This is a genomic window from Paenarthrobacter sp. AT5, assembly GCF_032764245.1.
Lineage (GTDB): Bacteria > Actinomycetota > Actinomycetes > Actinomycetales > Micrococcaceae > Arthrobacter > Arthrobacter ureafaciens.
Genome location: NZ_CP136441.1, coordinates 1,860,760 through 1,880,595 on the forward strand (window position 1 = coordinate 1,860,760; position 19,836 = coordinate 1,880,595).

Below are 19,836 nucleotides of genomic sequence, written 5' to 3' on the forward strand. Positions count from 1 at the left end.
GCCAGTCGCCATCCAATGCGGCTTCGGTGCCGTTTCGGCTTCTAATACGTGGTCGAGTACCGCAGCACCCTCGACCAGTGCGGTGATCGCGAGAGTAAAAGACAAGCCTGTTTGACGTTTGGTTGTCAGTTCATTAGGCGCTTGTATCGTGCTTCAAAGGCGGGCTTGCCACCTTCCATGATCAAGCAGATCGACTGCTTAATTGTCGCTTCCTGGATCGACCCATGAGCTTCGACATCGGGCATGGTGCCGTGGCGAAGTATGGTGACATGTTCGGCGTCGGCGTTAACAACTACGTTGGCATTATGGGTAACAACGATTACCTGTCGGTTGGTCTTGATTCTCTTAAGGGTAGCAACCACGAGATCGTAAATGAGCTTGTTGTCCAGGTCGTCTTCTGGTTGGTCAAGGAGCAAAGGATCGTTACTGAGTTGAAGAATCACTGCGAGCAAGGCCGCGGTTTTTTCGCCTGGGGAGCCCTCGCCAAGCTCCCGGAAACTGGTGACGCCGTCCTGTTTGTATTGCACCCTTAGACGATCCTCTGGAAACCAGAGGTCGATCTCGGTCTGATATGTATGTTCATCGATCAACTTAACATGCGTGAAAAACCGCTGGTCGATGGCAGTCTTGAGGCTTTTTTCCAGCGAGGGAGCTTCCGAACCATTCGCGCGGATCTCTTTTAGTAGTGTCTTAAGGCTAGCGACACGAACGTCGCGCTTGGGCCTAAAGGGATGGCCGAGAATTCCGGGGAGACCGTCACTCGAGAAGACCGAATCAAATGAGTTCGATTTTTGCACTAGACGGCGCAGATCCGCCTCAAGTAAGGTATCGTCCGCCTGTGCAAGAACTTGGATCTTGAGATCGTCACTACTAAGTTGGCTTACCAACGCTGCCCGGCGCACGGTCAATTCCGAACGATGCTCGGTGATTTTACCTAGCGTTTCTTCTGCGTCACTGACCAGCCCCAATTGTTTGGTTCTTGCTTTTCGGATATCAGCAAGGCTAGCCTCCAAATCGCTCTTCTCGACTAGCAGCCGCGCGTTAGCTTCGTTTGGATCTCCGAGTCCTTCGACTAAGCCGGACGCGCCTTGGTCGGTCCCCTGGCTAAGATACTGGTTCAGTTCCTCCATCCGGAGGTGGCGAGGAGAGCCACTTTCCACGGCCCCCCAGATCTCTCGGGACGCCTTCAACACCTGCACCGCGTCGTCGATTGCACTGTAGGCCTGGACGACCGAGTTTCTGCGAGCCTGCTCAGCTTCCCACAATTCCTCGGCCTGAGGACCGTCTTCCTGGCTATCCTCTAGATCGCGGTACTCGTCGATTAATTTCGCAACGGATGCTTCGAACGTTGTTGCCAGGGACTCTTTTCGAATTGCCCTCTGCTCTTCTTGCGTGAGCCGGTCAAGTTCTCGGGCTTCGTCTGAATCTCTTAGCTTTGCTATCTGGGCCAGGCCCGCAACAACGTCGGATAGCTTCCCTCTTACCCGGTCCTCAGAGTCGATTTTAATCTGGAGTTCTTTTATCGCGGCCCGATGAGTACGGTACTCGCCACAGAGTTCGTCAAAAGTCTCTTTCCACGTCACATACCCGATGGAGGGCTGATCATCGATCGCCTTCAGCAGGCTTTGCGGGTCTCGAGCCGTCTCGTATATTTGTTTCTGGCTGTTTATCAGCAGTGGGAAGCGGTCACGAGGCGAACCGCCTTCTTTCTTCCACTCCTTGCCCTGGAGTATCTCAATCACAGAGGTAGCAGGGGTACTGCCTTGCCACACGACACGGTACTGCTGCTCAAGTCGACGGAGATGGACCTCGATTCGAGTGTCACGATCCCAAAAGCGGGATGTCGTGTTGCGTCCTGGCCAGGGCGAGAACCATTCGCTGTCTTCCTGAAGTGTGGACGGTAGGTCTGAGAAGCGGCCCATTGCAAGTCGCAGGAGTTCGATGATGGTGGACTTTCCTACGCCACGCCCACCGATAATCGTATTCATCCATGGCCCAAACTTGTACGTCGCCTCGGAATTGCCCTTGCGAACGACTACCTGATCAATCACGCTATGGGAGAAATCATTCGGGTTCAGTTCGCCCGCCTTTGTCGGCAGGACTGATTGCTCACCGTCGGATAGCGCGAGTTTGATTCCAAAGAGATCCGGTGTTTCCATCTTCACCCAGGTGAAATGACTTCCGGGATATTTAGCTTCCATGCCCTCTGGGCACCCCGCGTCGTCAAGATGATGCGCATCGGATCCAAGCACCCTCACCCACCCGAGGTCTGCGGCACGTTTCGATCCGGGGTCTGTGACAGTTTCGACGGCAACTATGCGCCGCGACTGCACGAGATCCTCTTGATTGCGCCGGTCGTGCTCGAATAGCCCTTTTGAGGCATCAGCATGAGCGGGGATGGCTAGGCCGCCCCTTTCTACGATCGTCTGAACGACTTCAGCAAAGGACATTCTGGTAGTGCCCAGACTGCTGCCACGTTGAGCGGTGTAGCCACAAACGTGGAGAAGGGCATTAATATCCTCACTCGGTGTATCTGGCCCGAAAACGCCGAGCAGGTGATAGCCGCCGTCAACAGTTAGCTCAACTCCGCTGAATAGAACGAGCTCTCGGAAGCCATCTGTATTTTGCTCGCGCATTGATGCAAGTTCTGCGCGGGCCTGATCGATACCCTCGTGGGAATTGTGATCGGTCACTACCACTGCATCGACGTCATTTCGCATATACGCCAGAAGCCAGTCGCGGAAGGAGGTAGTAACGGTGGCTGGCTTGCCTTCGTCTGATCCAAAGTCGAATGATGCGGGGCTGTGTGCGTGAAAGTCGACCTTCCACCACCGTGCACCCGGATGAATTTGGCGCACGACTGATACTGGTGATGCATTCACCGGAACTCCCTACCGGCGACGATGCCACCAAGCTTTCCCTACATGAAGCTTCAATCTTGTCATCGCAGTCTCAGAGTTTTTTGGCGACACGCGCAGATTAATCTGCTCCACCTGATGGATGGATAGACGTGCAATCCGAGATTCCTGCATCCGAGCTAGTGGCACGTGGATGACAACTTCTTGGCAGGACCCACAGACGATAGTGGGTACCGTGGTCGGACGTCATGTCGTTCCCTCCCTCCACCCCCATGAAGTCGTGAGCTCAACAGCTCATTCCATTGGAAGACGACTGGATGGAGCACCAGATGGTACTGGCAGCGGTGGATCCTGGGATCACGCCAAACGCGAACTTTCCTTTTCTTGAGTCCCTAAAGCAGATCGGCGGCGGCATCCTCGTCGGCGCCTTCATCGTCATTGCAATCGTGGCGATCATCGGAGCAGCGATGCTGTTGGCCGGCAAACTGACTCAATCGTCGCGGCTTGCCTCAGGCGGTGGGGTAATCCTGCTGTGGACCGGGCCGGTCGCGGCAATCCTCGGCGGTATCAACGGCTACATACTGTGGTCTCAGACGGCCTTTCCGTTGGGCTTCTAGCCGCTCGCGATCATGCCTATCGAGTGTGACCTTAACGGTTGGTGGCCGCCCGGCTGCGGGCTGGTTTCTCAAGCGAACGACGGCGTCCAAGGTTCCATCACTTCAATCTTCGCGAACGTTCTGCAGAACATTGCCTCGTGGATGTGGGGGTTCATCACGGGGGCCTTCAGTGTTTCCGAAGTCGACGATTCGCAATGGGCGGCTATCGGCGGACTTACCAACTGGTGGGTCATCGTGATGATGACTCCACTGGTGGTTGTGATGATTCTTCAACTCCTTTCCGGACTGATCAGCCAGCAACCTCGTCGGCTGATCAGGGCAGTCGTCGGGGGAGTGGCTGCGGTACCGTTGGTTGCCGCGGCGGTCTACCTTGTCCAGCAGCTCACCCGCGTGACCGACTCTGCTTCGACCGCTCTTCTAGAGTCGATCGGGACAGACCCCTACGTCGTGTTCATGCGGCTCTTCGGATTCGAACGCGCTCCCGAAGGCTCCGAGCGCGAATGGAACGTCATCTCCTTGGCGCCGGGCAACCAAGGCGGAGCTGTCGGCGGCGCGATAGTGACAGTAATGGCGGTCATCGTGGTGTGGATTCTCGCGTTCATCCTCATGTGCTCGATGATCTTCAGGACGTTCGCCCTCGCCGTCCTGGCGGCTGTCGCCCCCGTCGCCCTCATGATGATGCCCTGGGAGAAGTCAAAGGCCTGGGCCGGACGGTGGTGCGAAGTCGTCGTCGCGCTCTTGCTGGCGAAACCTCTGGCGGCGACGATTCTTGCGGCGGCGATCAAGCTGTTTGCGGATTCGACGTCCTTCGCAGGGTTGGCGGCCGGCACTGTTGGCATGGTTCTTGCCTGCGGAGCGCCCTTGATGGCGCTGAGGCTGGTGAGCTTTGCGGGTGGCGAACTCGCAGCCGCTGCTCAAACGGCTGGCGGCGGCCACGTTCTTGCTCGCAGCAGCAGCGTTGCTTCCAGGCAATTCAGTCGCCAACTCGGTGGCCGCATGACGATCGCTTCAATGTTGGGCAGATCATCACTAGCTCGACCAATTCCTTCAAGTCGCAAAGACATCCCACCGCGCGTACTGGCACCGTCTGTGCCACTACCGCGCAGCCTAACGGGTACGACGCCGGTACCCGCCTCAGGTGCAAACCCTTCGGCGTCGAACGGAGCAGGCTCTGCCCGCGGAGGAGCCGCCAGACAGGACGACGTGGTGAGCGGGGAGGTCGTAGCCGAGTCGAGTAGGAAATCGTCGTCTGCGACACCGTCGCAGACAGACCGAACGCCGACCGCCGGACCGGCAAAGGCAAACCGGGCGAGGACCCCTCGGCAGCCCGAAGTGCGAAGTCCCGGCAGTGCGCTACCCGCATCCCAATTGCCGCCCATAAGGCCCAAGCCTTCTGAGGGGCACTTCCCACCGGAGAAACCCCATGACTGAAGATACGCGCGCCCTGGAGGCCGTCAAATTTCCCCGGTACGAGCGCCGCGGCATTTTCATGGGGTTGAAGTGGTACCAGCTCGTGTTGCTGGCTCTCGGTATCCTGACGGCAATTATTGCCTCTGCGACGGGAGGTCCGGTCGGACTGACAACGATGAGTCCCATCTGGCTGGTGCTCATGCTCATGGGCGTACTCCAACATGCTCGAATCCCTTATCCAATATGGGTCAGCCTCATCACCCTGTTTTTCGTCCGACTGATCCTGGGCCAGACTCGCTATATCGTCCGGCCCGAGAAGGCGCTGAAAGCCGGAAAGCTGGCACTGCCAGGAGGACTTGGCAGCCTCAAACTTCAGATGACGAGCCGTGGAGAGTGTTTTATCGTCGACCCTCAGGGGAAGGAAGCAACGGTCGTCTTGCGTTGCACCACCAGGTCATTCGCTCTCCTCGACGACGATGACAAGGCGTGGGCCGCTCAGGCATGGTCACGGGTACAAGCAGGACTCGCCCAGCGTTCGGACATAGCCAGAATCGCCGTTCAGGACTACACGGTTCCGTATCCATCGTCAGCGCTCCAAGACTTCTACGATCACACCATCATGCGAAATGGAGGTCGACCGGGAGGCAGTTCGTGGGGTGAGCTGGCCTATCAGGACTTGATTGCTGCAGCCGGATCCGCCATGAGTCACGACGTCTTGCTGGCCGTGGTTGTGGATACCGCCAAGTCGAGGAGGCGCATCAAAGAGTCCGGCGGAGGTATGGGCGGACTCGAGCGTGTTCTGCGTTTGGAGGTACAGGCAATCACTACATCCCTGGCAACTCATGGAGTCCGGGTGGACGAGTGGCTATCGGAGTCCCGACTACTTGAAGTGTTCAGGGGTTCCTTTGATCCTGAAACGGTTTCGCGAGGGTCGGTGAAGAAAGACAGCGAGCCGCAGGATGCCCCGCCGGCCGGAAATCGGCGACTGAGTTCGAGCCCGATGGCCGTGGAGGAGCACTGGACTTACCTCCGCACGGACTCCGGATTCCACCAGACTTTCTGGGTCGCAGAGTGGCCCCGGCAGAAGGTGTATCCCGGATTCCTGCACCCGCTGGTTTATGTGGGCGACTTCCGGCACACAGTGACGCAGGTGATTCGCACTGTCCCCACCTTGGAGGCGCTGCGGGACATCCGATCGGCCCAGGAGGCCCATGAAACCCGGCGAAGGATCAATGCCCGGTTCGACCGGCCCACGACGCGGGAGCAGCGAGCCGAGGAAGAAGAAGTATCGCAACGCGAAGAAGAGATCGTTGCCGGGCATGGCGATGTACGTCCGACGGCCTTCGTGACGATAACCGCAGCGTCCCTGGAGGATCTAGCCCGACACCGCCACGAACTCGAGTCCGCAGCAGCCGGCGCCTTTGTAGAACTTCGATTACTGGCGGGGCAGCAGTGGGCAGCCTTCATTGCGGGTGGACTGCCCCTTGGAAGGGGATTGCGATGAGCCTCAAGAATCAAGAGGTGACCTATACGCCGTCGGGCACTCGCGCCGAACGCAAGAGGCTCAGGAAGGCGACAACCGTAGAGTCATTACCGCAGAAGCGCAAACTCGGTCAGCGGATCGACCAAGCCTTGGAGCGACGCGGCGACCGCGAGCGCCTTGCCGGCGACTGGGGGAGCAGGGAAGCGCAGTCACTATGGGGACCGCATAGACTGCAGCCGGCACCTCACCGCGCCTCGACCATGACCTTCGCGGCGGCCTACCCCTTCATCACCGAGTCAGGACTTGGCCACGAGGGAACGTACATAGGAACGGACGTCTTTGGTTCGGGAGCCTTCTCCTACGATCCGTGGATCCTGTACGACAAGGGAATCATCAGCGGTCCTTCTATCGTCGTGATTGGCACAGTGGGCACCGGTAAGTCCATGTGTGGGAAGTCGCTGGTTGCTCGCTCCATCACGTTGGGACGGAAAGCGGCTGTTGCATCGGATCCCAAAGGTGAGTGGGTGTCAGTGGCTCAGGCAGTTGGCGGCAAGGTCATTTCCGTTGGCCCAGGGCGCACGGCACGTGTCAATCCTTTGGATGCTGGTCCACGGCCCAGTTCCCTGTCCGACACTCAGTGGAAGGCTGTCGTGCGGCAGCGGCGTCGGCAACTGATAGTGGCCTTGGTGTCTCTCATGCGTCAGGGCACACCGTTGCATCCCGTTGAGCACACCGCGCTCGACATGGCCCTCATGGAGACCACCGCGGAAAACTCGACGCCGACCCTTCCTATGGTGCTGGACCACCTCTTGAGTCCTTCCGCAGAAACGCTCGCCCTTGTCGGCAAGGACGGCGGAGCAGCGGTCAGCCACTCGCTGCGGCGCACGGTCTCTGGCGACTTGGAAGGCATGTTCGATGCACCGTCCACGGTGGCCTTCGACGCCGACGCGCCAATGATGGTCATGGACACTTCCGCTCTCATCGGGGCGTCGGAGCAAGCGCTGTCTCTCGCCGCAGCTTGCAGTGCCACCTGGCTGGAAGCGGCAGTGACAAACCCCGACGGCGGCAAGCGGCTTGTGGTGTACGACGAAGGTTGGCGGATGCTCGCCGATCCCTACATGTTGGCCAAGATGAGCGAGCAGTGGCGCCTTGCGAGAACCTACGGGATTGCAAACCTCCTCATCATGCACAAAGTGGCTGACCTCAATGAGATTGGAGACAGCACCAGCGGTCATCGTCAGAAAGCACTCGGGCTGCTGACGGAAGCGGACACACGCATCATCTATCGGCAAAAGCATGACGCCATGCGCCTGACCAAGGAAGCGCTGGGTCTCACCGAAGCTGAGTGTGAGCACGTCGAGAACCTGCCCAAGGGCGTCGGGCTCTGGAAGGTAGGAAACCGCTCGTTCATTGTTGCGAACAGAGTAACCACGGACGAGTTGGAAGTCCTCGGCACTGATGACCGGATGCACCTGTGAGGGCGCGGTTGGGTAGCAGCAGTCCTCTGGTTTCAGTCGGGCTCTGGGCGTTGACCGGCTACATGGCATTCTGCCTTTTGGTTCAAGCGGCCGCGCAGTTTGCTGGCGCCGGACGCTGCGGCGGGAGGCCGCCGTCGTTCTTCAACACCGCTGCGGGAGTGGGCTTGCTTGCTGGCCGGCAGGACTGGATTGTTGGTACCTCCCGAAACTGCACCTTGGACATGGCTGCAGTCTGGTGGATTGTGGGAGTCGTCCTCACGGTGCTTGCGGCGCTCGCGGCCGGGGCGGCGCTGGCGTGGAGAACCTGGAAGCAGTCCGGTGCTTGGCTGCGGCAGGACATTCTGAGCAGGGATGGCGTCGCTGGCAGGGCGGAGATACTTCGGGACTTCGGAGCCAGAGCGGTTCGCAAGCGTGGGCAATACACTCGCCCCGGCCTCAGCAAGCCGAGCATTCACGATGTGTCGTGGACACTTGGGCGCTCCCGCGGGGTGACTATCCATGTTTCCACCGAAGAGTCGATGGTCATTCAGGGGGGCTCCTCGGTCCGGCAAGGGCCTCTATGTTGTCATCAATGCGATTCTCGATGCGCCCGGTGCTGTTGTCACCACATCAACGCGAGCTGACAACCTGGTGGTCACGATGCGAGCGCGGATGTCTGATGGGCGGCCGGTTACAGTCTTTGATCCTCAGGGCATGTCGGGTCTGCCAACGACCCTGCGCTGGTCGCCGGTACGTGGTTGCGGTGACCCGGATATCGCAACCCGACGGGCTCTTGTGATCACCGCAGATACAGAGATGAAGGGCGAGAACGCCGCGTGGCAAAAGCGCTCGCTGATCGTGCTCCAGTGCCTGCTCCATGCGGCAGCGCTGTCAGGGGAGGGAATAGCGGCATTCCGCAGATGGTCGTCCAGCCCGGTGTTGGCCAGAGAGGCGCTGGATATTCTGGGGCGTCCCGGTGCGGCGTTGGGGTGGCAAGCAGATCTGATGGGGATCTTGGAAGACGACCCGCGGAACACTTCCAACTCCTGGATTGGCGTATCAGCCGCCGTGGCCCCACTTTCATCTCCGAGGGTGTTGGCGGCGCTGGACCCACAGGACGAAGCTCAGGAGTTCGATCCCAAGAGCTTCATCAGGCAGCGGGGGACGCTTTACCTTATTGGCACACGCTCTGGAGCGGCGGCCGCTGGCCCTTACCTGTCGGCTCTGATCGACGACATCGACAACGCTGCGCGTGAGCTGGCCTTTGTCTCACCTGGAGGCCGACTTGATCCACCGCTTTCCCTGATCCTGGACGAAATAGCGAATCTGTCACCGTGGCCCGGTCTGCCTGTGGTGCTCTCTGATGGTGGTGGTATTGGCATCTCTACGCTCGTGGTCCTGCAATCCCTTTCGCAGGCACGGAGTGGATGGTCAATCGAGGAAGCGGCCACCATCTGGGATTCCGCGATCATCAAGGTCATCTTTGGTGGGGGATCGGATGAGCGTGACTTGCGCTCGCTGGCGGGCCTCTTAGGGGAACGGAGCCTGATCCTGAATACCCGGTCGTGGTCCTCGCAGGGACGGCAAGACGGAGAGCAGATTCGAGAGAGTCCGGTTATTCGCCTGGATGAGATCCGACGCCTTCCGGTTGGCACTGCACTGATGCTCGGACGACGAACTCGTCCCATCCTGTTGGACTTACGTGACTGGCATAGGCGCAAGGACGCCGCTGAGCTAGGACGCTCGAAGCTGGAAACGGAGCGAGAGCTGGCCGCCGGCCATAGGAGCCGACAAGAAACGACCAATGAGGCTGATCTATGAGCACTCAGGCGGATGACTCTGACTTCGAGGTGGGGCGGGTATCTGACCTGGATGACGAACTAACTGCGGAACTGTTCCGTTCCTCGTTCCAGCCGTCGCCGCGCAACACTGGCTTGACCCATCGTTGGCGGGACATGTCGTCGGCGCAGGCGGAGGTGGTCTGGCAGAACCTTTTCGACTGGGTTCGATGGTTTGTTGCCACGTATCAGCTGACGACGTCGGTGGTGCCGGATTGTTGGTGGCGGCACTCGGAGATCGTGGCCGAGTTGTATGCACTTCAGCGGGCTGAAGCGGCGTCCTTCACGTCAGATGACTCGGGATTCGGTCCGCTGGCGTTCCACGAGAGGCTGCCCCACGGCGTCGAACGTCTCCGAGCCCATACGCGGACGGCCGGGTGCGTCGGGCTGCAGAGTCACAAGGAACCGGTCATGAGGATCGTGCCAGCCGAGCCGGACTTCGAGGACTGGAAGTTGGGCACCCACCAGACCAGCAGCTGATTCCGTCATGCCGTTGCCAACTTCCATCGACATGAATAGGTGATCCCTTCTTGGGGCTGTCTAGAAGCACGAAGGATGGCTGTCGTGGCCTCTGCATCTGAACTGAATCCTGACTCAAGCGGGGCTGAAGAAGCCTCCGCGCCGCCGTCGAACGTTCGCCTGTCACCTGAGGAGCGCATAGCCGACCTGACCAGGGGACTTCACACGGCACTTGAGGAAGCCATTGATTCGCCCATGCGCTGGCAGGTTCTGCTCGACGCCTCCGCAACACTGTGGCGGTACTCCGGGGGCAACGTCGCCCTGCTCATGATGCAAATGGCGCAGCGCGGTACCCAAGAGCCGACCCTGGTGGCCGGCTACAAAGAGTGGGCTCGGCATGGGCGAACGGTTCTGCGGGGAGAACACGCGCTCTGGGTGATCGCGCCCCGGACGGCCTCCATGCAGGAACTGATTTTGGCCGACGGACGGCGCAAGCTCCTGCCAGCGAATCAGACTGCACCTGCTGATGCCGTCAGCAGAGGCAAGAAGAACGTGATCACTGGTTGGCGCGGGCAGGCTGTCTTTGACGTCACCCAAACGGAAGGCACGCCGTTGCTGGTGCCCCGCGCGGATGCTCAAGGTGGGGCGGACGTGGGTAATCTGTGGAGTTCCCTGCGTGAGGTTGCGAAGGAACACAGCTTCCGGGTTGAGGTTTCCGGATTTCAACAGGGCTACACCAGTGGCTATACCGACTTTGATGCTCGTCGAATTCAAGTTGGTGCCTGGATGAACGACGAGGAGCGGGTAGCGGTTCTTGCCCACGAACTCGGTCACGTCCTTTTGCACGGACCGGACGACCGCCTTGGGCGACTGTATGGCAGCAGCGCGAACCATCGCGGCCTGGCGGAAGTAGAGGCCGAATCAGTTGCCTACACGGTCCTGCGGGCCCACGGCATTGATCGTGGAGCGCAGTCAGCTTCCTATCTGGCTGGTTGGGCAGACGCGGTGATAAGAGCGGAGAAGGATTTGAAGCACGATTCCGCGGATGGCTGGGTACCGACGTCGCGTGTCGACATCGCCAAGTCCGTTCTGGGGAGGGTGACCGGGGCTACCAAGGGGATCCTGGCGGTCTCGGATCCTCCTGGGTTCGGAGGGAAGTTCGCCGCGGTAAGTGCTGACCGTTCCGTGGCGGCGAGTCCAAGCTATGCAGGCGCCCCTGGACCGAACGCGTCATTGAACGGTCCTGAGATTGCTGGTCCTTGAACGCACAGATGTCCGTCGGGAGAGGCCCGTCGACTAAGGAAGGTAATCCATCATGAATACAAAGATCCCCATCATTATCGCGGGGAACCTGGTCGCAGATCCTGAACTGACGATCGGGGAATCCGGCACTCCGCACGCGAAACTCCGCGTTGCCGTGAACCAGCGGATTCAGAACCCAGATGGCACGTGGCGAGATGGCGAACCGGTCTTCCACAACGTGTCTGCGTTCCGGATGCTTGCGGAGAACGCTTCTACTTCTCTGAAGAAGGGCGACCCTGTGACGGTGTCGGGAGAGCTTGAGTTCCGGTCTTACGACAAGGACGGGGAACGACGTGAAGCTCGGCGGATCATCGCCGACACGATTGGTCCAGATCTTCGCTTTGGCACGGCCACGTATCAGCGCTCGGCCCGTGCAGTCTCGGAGCCCGAGGCGGCTGTGGAGGCAACCGGGCCACAAGCGACGACGGCGACTGGCTGGCCCGCGTACAACGTCACCACCAAGGGGCCAGTGGTCGCGTCCCCTTTAGGCGGAGCTCGGGTGAATGACATGACGGTTTGATCCGTCTTCGCAGTTTCAGACCCACGTCTCTCAAGGGAGGCGTGGGCTCTTCTTTGTGTGCGGGATCCGTATTCGAACATATGTTCTAATCTTGTTTGTATGAGACCAAAGCAAGACTCCATAGCTTTCGCCCGCATGATGGCCCAGATAGGCGCCGACAATAGCCACCCCAAGCCTGACGACGGCAAGATCATCGAGCTTGAGCCCGGTGGTCAGCCTCTGGTTCGCGTGGGGGAGATCTATGGTCGAGCGATCAAATACACGCGGACGCTTGGGCTGGTCGAGTGGGTGGATGACCGCCGGGTCTATAACGTTGAGTGGTTCCCGGTTGGGCAGGTCAAGCGGGTTGACCAGGAGTCTTGGAGGGGGCGGCCGCTATAGAAAAAGGTGGCCGTTCCATCAAGCACTATGGAGCGAGGCCAACGAGTCAACTGCAGCGGAGTGATCCGACGACTAAACGTGTGGTGCCCACGCCAATACATGATCACCGCTGATGCGGTAAGCCTCGGGCCACGGAGCTCCAGGACGCACCTGGGCGGGATCCGGCCTGATCAGCAGAACAGAACCCGGCCAGATGGGCTCGGGAAGCGCTTCGATCCACGCTGGCTGGATGTAGTCGAAACGGTTCCACCTGATAGTGACCCAGGCACCTGTCGGCTGAGGGGCGTCGACGGTTAGGACCGTGATTTCAGTCGTAGTGCCGCTGCCCCCTTTTAAACCCGCGAGACGCTTCCATTGAGCGTCGGTTTCCGATTGCCACCGCCGTAGATCGTGAAGGCGTCGACCCCAGACGATAACGAGTACGACATTTAGAGCGGCGATGGTCATCAGCAGCCAAGCGGTACCGGCAACGGTAAGGGCCAGGGCGGCCAAGATTAGGGTAAGCGCCACAGTCACTGCGCTCGCAACGATCAGACCGGGTGTTGCTACTCTCGGCTTGAGGACTTGGTTCATCTGCATGATTGCTCCAACTTCCAGTTTAAAGGTGCCATCCAGCGTTTGTCAGGCGTATTCGGGAATTGAGCTCATGCAGGCTGCGGACATCTTCAACCTCGGTCTGTGCTGTGGCGGCCTTGCTAACTGCTCGCTGCAGGTCGTCCCACTGTGAGCGTTGTTCCCACTCCCAGTCCGCCGGAGTCGGACCAAGGGCGAGTCCCGCGCTATTGACGCCCCAGCGATCCCGGTACACGGCCACATCACGAAGCATTGCGGCCGACTCGAACGGATCTGCACCCGCCTCGATGTCTTTTCGCAATAGTGTGGCCCATTCAGGGTCATCGAGTAGAACCGCGTTGGCGACGTGCTCCGCACGGTTCCCAATCCGCCGTCGTACTTGGTCCAGCAAGACTGCAAGGTCTGGGCGGTCTATCGGCAACTGCTCAGTCAACGGATCGATGGGCGATGGGGGCATCTCCGAGCCGAACCTGCGAAGCCGGGCGTGGATAACGGCGGTCAGGTCCCGTGCATTGGCTTCTGAGCCCAGAGTCTCGTTCAAGGCCCGATGGGCTCCTAGGCGACTGATGTTGTTGGCACGTCGCCACGCAGCGACGGCGGCGCCCCAAGCAGGAGATTCGCGCATCTCCTCAGAGCGGCCGGGCATAAGACCGTCGATATCCCTGGCGAGTTCAAGACCGGAAGCGATTTGAGCCAGGTAATCGTATTCGCGGCTCAGACGCTCAAGGCTGTCGGCGTGCTGCCGTTCGAAGTCCAGTATCTCGTGAGCCGCTCGCTCCGCACCTTCAGCAGCAAGGACCTCGCCGAGGATCACCCGCCAGCTAGAACGGGCACTCGGGTCCAGGATCTCGTCCTCGTCCGGGTCGTTCTCGCTCACATAGGCTGTGTTCGAGTGCCGGCCCCGGGTCATGCTGACATAGAGCAGCTCGCGCGTGAGGCGGCCGGGAGTCACGACGGTGTGGCCGGTGTCTACTGTGAGGCCTTGACTGCGATGGGCTGTGGTGGCGTAGCCCAGCTCCAGGAACGCCTCAACGTACGTGCTCGGCAAGAGTAGGGCTGCTCCGCTGTCTTTACGTATCGCCCGCAGAGCACCGGGGGACCTATCGACGTCCGTGACTTCGAGGAGCGTCCCATTGCGAAGGAACTCACCTCGATCGTCGCGAATGGATCTGTCATTCCGGCGGGCAATGACGATGTCGCCACGACCGGCTCGAAGCCCGTCCCGAAGCGGCAAAGTAAGTTCCGCATCCACGTCGCCCAGACTTACCCGATCGGCTTGGGCCCGTTCATTGAGCATTTGAACGGTCTCATTGTCAGGCGCTATCAGGACCGAGACTCGGCCAGCCAAGATATCCGCGTGCCAAGCGGAGTAGGCATGGTCGACCATGTCGGAGTAGTGGCCATGCCGAATGCGACCGTGCTCCTCATACTCTGCGAGCACAGACGGACGTCCCTCACGCAGCCCGAGGGAGGCTGACCGTTCCCATGGATCCTTGAAACGCCAGATGGTGCTCAACCGTGCTGCCTTCCCTTGTCGATCAAGCCAACCCAGCACACCGCCGGCATCGATGGAGTCGAGCTGGGCAGGATCGCCAACCAAGAGGATCTTGGCACCCGATTCCTTAGCTTGGCGGACCAAGGTTGCGAGCTGAAGAGTTGAGACCATGGAGGCTTCATCGACTATTACCAGCTGATTGGGCCGGAACAGCCATTGATTCTGCTCGGCGGCCAGTCGAGCGAGCTCTTGCTGAAGTCGACTAACGATTGGACCGTGGGGAACGGATGCTCTACGCAGTCGATTCTCCGTCTGGAAGAATCGGTCTGCGCGCTCGGCGGCACCCGACCCAACAGATTCATGCAGCCACTTGGCGACATTCTCAGTAACCATGCGCAACTCCGAACCGAGAACCTCGGCGCTCGCAGCCGCCGGCGCCAGGCCAACAACACTGCCCACTCCGTGCGCTGCCTCCCACGCTGCTTTCACGGCGCCAAGGGTCGTCGTCTTTCCGGTTCCGGCCGGCCCCACGATGGCGTCGAGCCGGCTGCAGCTCAGCAGGACATCCGACGCGGCCGTCAGTTGGTCATCGTGCAGCGGTGCTCCTTCGCCGTTTCTGTATGACGTTAGTGTCTCGAAGGCGAGATTCACCGGCACGGCAGGTCCGCCGTCGTCGTTCTTCACCGCCAGGATTTCGTCCTCAAAGGCGAGCGTCGACTCATCCGTGTAAAGGCGCGACCCGTGGAAATCGAAGACGCTGCGCCCGGCGAATCGCAGATCATCAGCGGCATCCGACGGGAGGCCGTATCGATACTGGTTGAGAGGCACGGATTGACGCTCTGCCGCGGTGGCCACGGCATCGATCAGCGCGTTGCGGTCGGCTGGGGAGGCGCAACGGATCTCGGCGCACACACGCTCACCTTCGGCGATCAGGTTCCAGCGATTCCAAGTTGAGCGCTTGGCCGCCACACGTTGTCGGGTAAGTAGCCCGACGGCGGCAATCCAGTCTGGGGCGAAGTCGCCGATGCGGAACGAACGTGAGCGGGAACGCCGAATGGTGGATGCTACGACAGATTCGGGGTCATAGCCCTTTGCCTTGGCTCTGTCGCGCCACTGTGCGGATAGCAGTCGCAGAGGGGATGGCGAAGCGTTCTTGGGGGTCCGAGTCGACAGTGTGGCTTGTTGGCGCAGTCTCACGGTGGTTGTCGCTGTCGGGGGAGTTCCGCGTTCCTCGGTCCACAGTTTGACCAGGCGATCGGTCTCGATGTCGATGAGCCTTGAGCGGTTGGAGAATTCTTGGATTAGGGCTTCAGCGATGCCTGTGAGCTGTTGGCTTGGGTAGTGAGTGTTCTGCGCTGGGGCTCGGATGTCGGTTTTTGTGCCGAGGCTTGTTTCCAAAGCATCGAAGAGGAGCCCGTTGTAGTGCTCGCTGGCGGCGACGACGGCTTTGTATAGGGAGCGGGAGTCCAATGTGGCCCAGGCGCCGTCCGTGACCCGCTGGACTCGGTTGGCGATGACAAGGTGGGTGTGGAGTTGAGGGTCGCCGGCGCGGGATTCCCAATGGTCGAAGGCTGCGGCGATCACTCCTCGAGTGCCGACGTGTGCCACCCCGTTCCGCCCGGACCTGGTGTTGATGACCTGCTCTTCCATCCACCTCAGCGTTGCTTCGACGGCTTCGTGGTGGATCTGCAGGATCTGCTCCTGGAGGTGTCGGGGACTGAGTGCCCAGAGCGCGGAAACGGACTTCGGGACGCTGAAGGTGAGGTCGAAGCCGGCGACGGCATGCTTCGTCGCTTTCTGATTGCTGGCCTCTTGGCTGATCGGCGGCTGCCAGTGGGGCCTTCCCAGCGGTTCCTCGCTGTCGGGGTGGGTCGCGTCTTGGAAGACGGACCGTGCATCGGATTCGGTGACTTTGTCTCCGGATGTGCGGGCGATGCCGAGGAGTCCGCTGCCCAGCCAACCACCCTGAGGTGTTCCGGTTTTCACGTAATAGCTGATGGTGTCTGCGGGAGTAGGGGAGACGTCGTCCAGCATCGTGGACTTGAACAGGTATTTGAGTCCAGATCGGATGGAGAGCCTGGCGATGGACATCGTCATCGTCGTGCTCCAATTCGGCTCCTGGCGGGCAACCATCCTCGTCTCCGGAGAATGTCGAGTGTTACTGAATCGAGTGCGATGCCTTTTGCGCGCGAAATTTGGAGCACGACAGCTGCCACGCGGGCGAGGTCTTGGACGTTCGTTCGCTGGGCGCGCTTTAGGCGAAGGACTTCGTTATGCAGGAGACCGTTTCTGGTCTCCAGCTCTTCGTAGATGGCGTGGAGACGTTCGAGTTCGGATGACTGGGACCGCAGCTCGGTCAGGAGTCGGTCTATGGGGTTGGCGTCATTTCCAGTGTCGCTACGTGTTTGCTGTCCGGAGCTGTGTTTGTTCACGTCAGTTCATGAGTTCTGCCCGCACCACCCGCATGATTTCGCAGCGGACTCGCCCTTGGATGCCAGAGGTGTGAGGAGTTTGAGCAGGTGGTGAGCGCACGACAACCGCGGCAGCGGTATCGACGGTGGGCGTGTGGGGATGGCGGACCGCTCAATAGTGCCACAGCTAGTGGCACTATTGCGCCGATTCGAGGACACGTAAGGCTCGGACAGGCGGAGCCCGTGCAGCTCGGATTCCTAATTGTCCAGACAGCCTCTGGACAATTAGGCAATAAGCTGCTGAGCTCAGCAACATGGGGCGCCGGTCAGGTTTGAATCTAAGACTTGTCTCTGGACATGTGCAGAAGTTGGCTTTCGCACCCTATTCTGACGTGATTGGAGGAGCTGCCTGACGTCAGGTTGGGGTGTGCTTCAATCTGTGATGGTGCGAACAAGATGTCTGTGCGTGGATATTCGGAAACACGTGAGTGAGCTGCCCAAATTCCCTATAGCCTCCGCTTCCGCTCTGCTAGTGACTTTTGGACAAGATCTTTAGGCCTCCACCACAGCACGACCTCTTTTCGTTGGTGTCGACTACAGCGCGCCGGGGCCGATCACGCGCGTGTCGCTGCCGACCGTGCGCCCCAGATGTTTCAGAAGCTGGAGTACGACGGAGCGGTCGGCGATCCTCACACCGGCGAGTGCATTCTCGAGCGCGATCTCGAATCTGTTTACCTCGGCGAGGGTCTTCAGCCAGACAAATAGGATGAGATTGAACCGGCTCGAGGCAGTGAAGGCTAAACGGATCTCCGGAACCCGGGATAGCGCCGTCCTGGCGAGCTCGATCGTGCTTGCCGGGGCTTCGATGAAATACCAGGTCGAGACCGGCCAACCGGACAACGAACGCGCGATGTCGGTGCGGAAGCCCAGCTCTCCGTTGTTCCGGAGCACCGCGATCCCATCGGCGATGCGCTGGGGGGTGAAGCCGTACTTCTCCGCGATTGCGGCGACAGGAACCCGTCCGTCGATCCATACCTCCCGCTCAATCGCCTCCTGCAGATCGCTGGCCACGTGGCGCGGCGCGCGGGTGCGCGGTCGGGTAGCGGGGGGAATGCGCGCCACCTCGTTCGGGGATAGTGCCCCGAGCCGCCAGTTAGATCCGTCCGAGAACACCTCATTGATAAGGTGCGCGCGCATGCTGTGGACGCCGGGTGTTCGTCCCAGCGTCGTACGGCCGTATTCTGCCAGGCCGGGCAGGTCTTCGGTCGTGATGATCGCCAGGAGGTCGCGACTGCCGGACGTGTAGTCCAGGGAGATCACCCGACGATCCTCCAGCATCTTTTGGATGACGGCATCAACCGTGTCGGGGGCACAGACGATTTCCACCAACGTCGGTTGAAATCGCGTCACGAAGCCGGTCGTCCAGGCGATGCCTTCGGTGGTGAGTCTGCGCCACCGTCGCGCGAGCGTGGACGGGTCAGCTCCGAGTACGGGAGAAAGTGCCGCCCACGGCGCGCGTGGTTCGATCTGAACTGCATGCAGCAGCCGTCGGTCGAGCTCATCGATTTCTGTGCCAATCATGGCATCCTCCGTTCGGATATCGACGCTCGGGCGACCGAGGTACGCTGAACTCAATTTGGGTTGAGTTTCTCCACTCCGGCCGTGCTTCCTCCACCCGGTGCATCTCGAACCAGTTTGCCACCTGCAGCACGCGAAGGTCCTGCCGACGGGGACCAATGATCTGCAGTCCCACTGGCCGCCCCTCCGCCGTGAAACCGGCATTGATCGAGACCGCAGGAGCGCCGGTGGCATTGTGCTGGGGGGTGAACGAGGGGCCGTCTCCGAGCTCGGACATGAGGCTGTCCGCATCCCCTCCTGCCATCCACAGCACGGGGGAGAGCACGATGTCGAACTTCTCGATGGCGGCGACTGTCTGCGCGATCAGCTCCTGCACAGCGTCGATACCGCGGATCAGCGCCAGTGCTGGCATATCCGCCACAGGGGCAAGCGCCTGGACGAACTCGGGGTTTGCTGCACCGATGTCATCGATGATGCGCGGATTATTAAGCTGCGCCCACAGATGCGCGCTGAACAGTGTCGTCCACGATTGGGCTTCCTCCGAGGTGAGGTATGGTGCAATCTCTTCGATTTGCGCTCCTCCGGCGCGGAAGGTCTCGGCGGCACGGAGGACAATGTCCTCAACTTCGGGAGTGGCCCTCGCCCCGGGCACTGGTTCCAGGCTCAGCCCGATGCGCAGGATCGAGATGTCTATCTCCAGGTCAGTCCAGTTGATTACCTCGGGGGGCAGCGCCGACCAGTCGCGGTCGTCGGGAAGGGCCAGCGCGGACATGGCCAGGGCCGCGTCGGCGACCGTCCGACTCATCGGGCCGGCGACCCGCCCGGTGTAGGTGTCCAGGATTGGGACGCGGCCGAAGGTCGGCTTGAAGCCGACCACTGCGTTGAAGGACGCGGGTGCGCGAACGGATCCGCCGATGTCCGTCCCAATGTTGATCGGCGCGTAGCCCAGTGCCGCGGCGACGGCGGCGCCGGACGAGGAACCGGCAGGGTTCCAGGCCGGATTCCAGGCGTTGCGGGTGATGCCGTGCCGTGACGAGATGCCGGAGCCGATGCCGCTCAGGTCCGGCATCGTCGTGCTGGCGATGAAGATCGCCCCGGCCTCGCGCAGACGGGCGACCGGCGGGGAATCCGCTGCAGCGGTCACCGGAACGCGCCCGGCGGTTCCGTAGGACTGCGGGAGTCCTTGGCGCGCCTGATTTTCCTTTGCGGTGAACGGAATCCCGTCGAGGGGGCCGAGGTGTGCCCCTTGTATCCAACGGCGTGTGCTTTCCCTGGCATCCGCCTTTGCCCGTTCTGCATCGACGACGTAGGTCGCACGATGGACGGGCTCGAAGTGGGTGATCCGGGCGAGGCAGTCCTCGACGGCGTCAAGGGGTGTGAGCTTTCCCGCTTCATATGCTGCGGCGAGCTGGATCGCAGTCAGGGGTGTGGTCTGGGTCATTATGGTGGTGTCC

General features: G+C 60.5%; 14 protein-coding genes. 9 read left to right on the forward strand and 5 right to left on the reverse strand.

The features are described from left to right. Positions 1 to 125: 125 nt before the first annotated feature. Complete coding sequence (locus RI444_RS08535) at positions 126 to 2,882, reverse strand: TrlF family AAA-like ATPase (protein WP_207604821.1); 2,757 nt, start codon at positions 2,880 to 2,882, stop codon at positions 126 to 128. Between the two features lie 305 nt (positions 2,883 to 3,187). On the opposite strand from RI444_RS08535, the gene RI444_RS08540 reads away from it, so the two are divergent. The 9 genes from RI444_RS08540 to RI444_RS08580 all read left to right on the forward strand — a co-directional run bounded on the left by RI444_RS08540 (position 3,188) and on the right by RI444_RS08580 (position 12,325). Beyond that, entirely contained in the window at positions 3,188 to 3,475 is a 288-nt protein-coding gene (locus RI444_RS08540) for a hypothetical protein (RefSeq protein WP_207604820.1), read from the forward strand. A gap of 12 nt (positions 3,476 to 3,487) precedes the next feature. Continuing rightward, positions 3,488 to 4,906 carry a type IV secretion system protein gene (locus tag RI444_RS08545; protein WP_207604819.1) on the forward strand — a complete coding sequence of 473 codons (1,419 nt, stop codon included), beginning with the start codon at positions 3,488 to 3,490 and terminating at the stop codon, positions 4,904 to 4,906. After that, positions 4,899 to 6,389, forward strand: a complete 1,491-nt coding sequence (locus tag RI444_RS08550) for an SCO6880 family protein (protein ID WP_207604818.1) — start codon at positions 4,899 to 4,901, stop codon at positions 6,387 to 6,389. Before RI444_RS08545 ends, RI444_RS08550 begins: the two co-directional genes overlap by 8 nt. Beyond that, complete coding sequence (locus tag RI444_RS08555) at positions 6,386 to 7,846, forward strand: ATP-binding protein (RefSeq protein WP_207604817.1); 1,461 nt, start codon at positions 6,386 to 6,388, stop codon at positions 7,844 to 7,846. The genes RI444_RS08550 and RI444_RS08555 overlap by 4 nt, the downstream gene beginning before the upstream one ends. 498 nt (positions 7,847 to 8,344) lie before the next feature. After that, positions 8,345 to 9,646 carry a type IV secretory system conjugative DNA transfer family protein gene (locus tag RI444_RS08560; protein ID WP_207604816.1) on the forward strand — a complete coding sequence of 434 codons (1,302 nt, stop codon included), beginning with the start codon at positions 8,345 to 8,347 and terminating at the stop codon, positions 9,644 to 9,646. Then, positions 9,643 to 10,143: a hypothetical protein gene (locus RI444_RS08565; RefSeq protein WP_207604815.1), complete on the forward strand. Its 501-nt coding sequence runs from the start codon at positions 9,643 to 9,645 to the stop codon at positions 10,141 to 10,143. The genes RI444_RS08560 and RI444_RS08565 overlap by 4 nt, the downstream gene beginning before the upstream one ends. Before the next feature lie 84 nt (positions 10,144 to 10,227). Further along, a complete protein-coding gene (locus tag RI444_RS08570) occupies positions 10,228 to 11,385 on the forward strand; it encodes an ArdC-like ssDNA-binding domain-containing protein (RefSeq protein ID WP_207604814.1) in 1,158 nt (385 codons plus the stop codon). Between the two features lie 52 nt (positions 11,386 to 11,437). Further along, a complete protein-coding gene (locus RI444_RS08575) occupies positions 11,438 to 11,944 on the forward strand; it encodes a single-stranded DNA-binding protein (protein ID WP_207604813.1) in 507 nt (168 codons plus the stop codon). A gap of 99 nt (positions 11,945 to 12,043) precedes the next feature. Continuing rightward, on the forward strand, positions 12,044 to 12,325 hold the full coding sequence (locus RI444_RS08580) for a hypothetical protein (RefSeq protein WP_207604812.1): 282 nt from the start codon (positions 12,044 to 12,046) through the stop codon (positions 12,323 to 12,325). 72 nt (positions 12,326 to 12,397) lie between these two features. Here RI444_RS08580 and RI444_RS08585 read toward each other — a convergent pair whose 3' ends face one another. From RI444_RS08585 to RI444_RS08600, 4 genes are all read right to left on the reverse strand, one after another. After that, positions 12,398 to 12,904: a hypothetical protein gene (locus RI444_RS08585; RefSeq protein ID WP_207604811.1), complete on the reverse strand. Its 507-nt coding sequence runs from the start codon at positions 12,902 to 12,904 to the stop codon at positions 12,398 to 12,400. Between the two features lie 19 nt (positions 12,905 to 12,923). After that, entirely contained in the window at positions 12,924 to 16,490 is a 3,567-nt protein-coding gene (gene mobF, locus RI444_RS08590) for a MobF family relaxase (protein WP_207604810.1), read from the reverse strand. Positions 16,491 to 17,398: 908 nt separating this feature from the next. Then, on the reverse strand, positions 17,399 to 18,385 hold the full coding sequence (locus RI444_RS08595) for an Lrp/AsnC family transcriptional regulator (RefSeq protein ID WP_207604809.1): 987 nt from the start codon (positions 18,383 to 18,385) through the stop codon (positions 17,399 to 17,401). Next, complete coding sequence (locus RI444_RS08600; RefSeq protein WP_207604808.1) at positions 18,363 to 19,823, reverse strand: amidase; 1,461 nt, start codon at positions 19,821 to 19,823, stop codon at positions 18,363 to 18,365. The genes RI444_RS08595 and RI444_RS08600 overlap by 23 nt, the downstream gene beginning before the upstream one ends. Between the last annotated feature and the right edge of the window lie 13 nt (positions 19,824 to 19,836).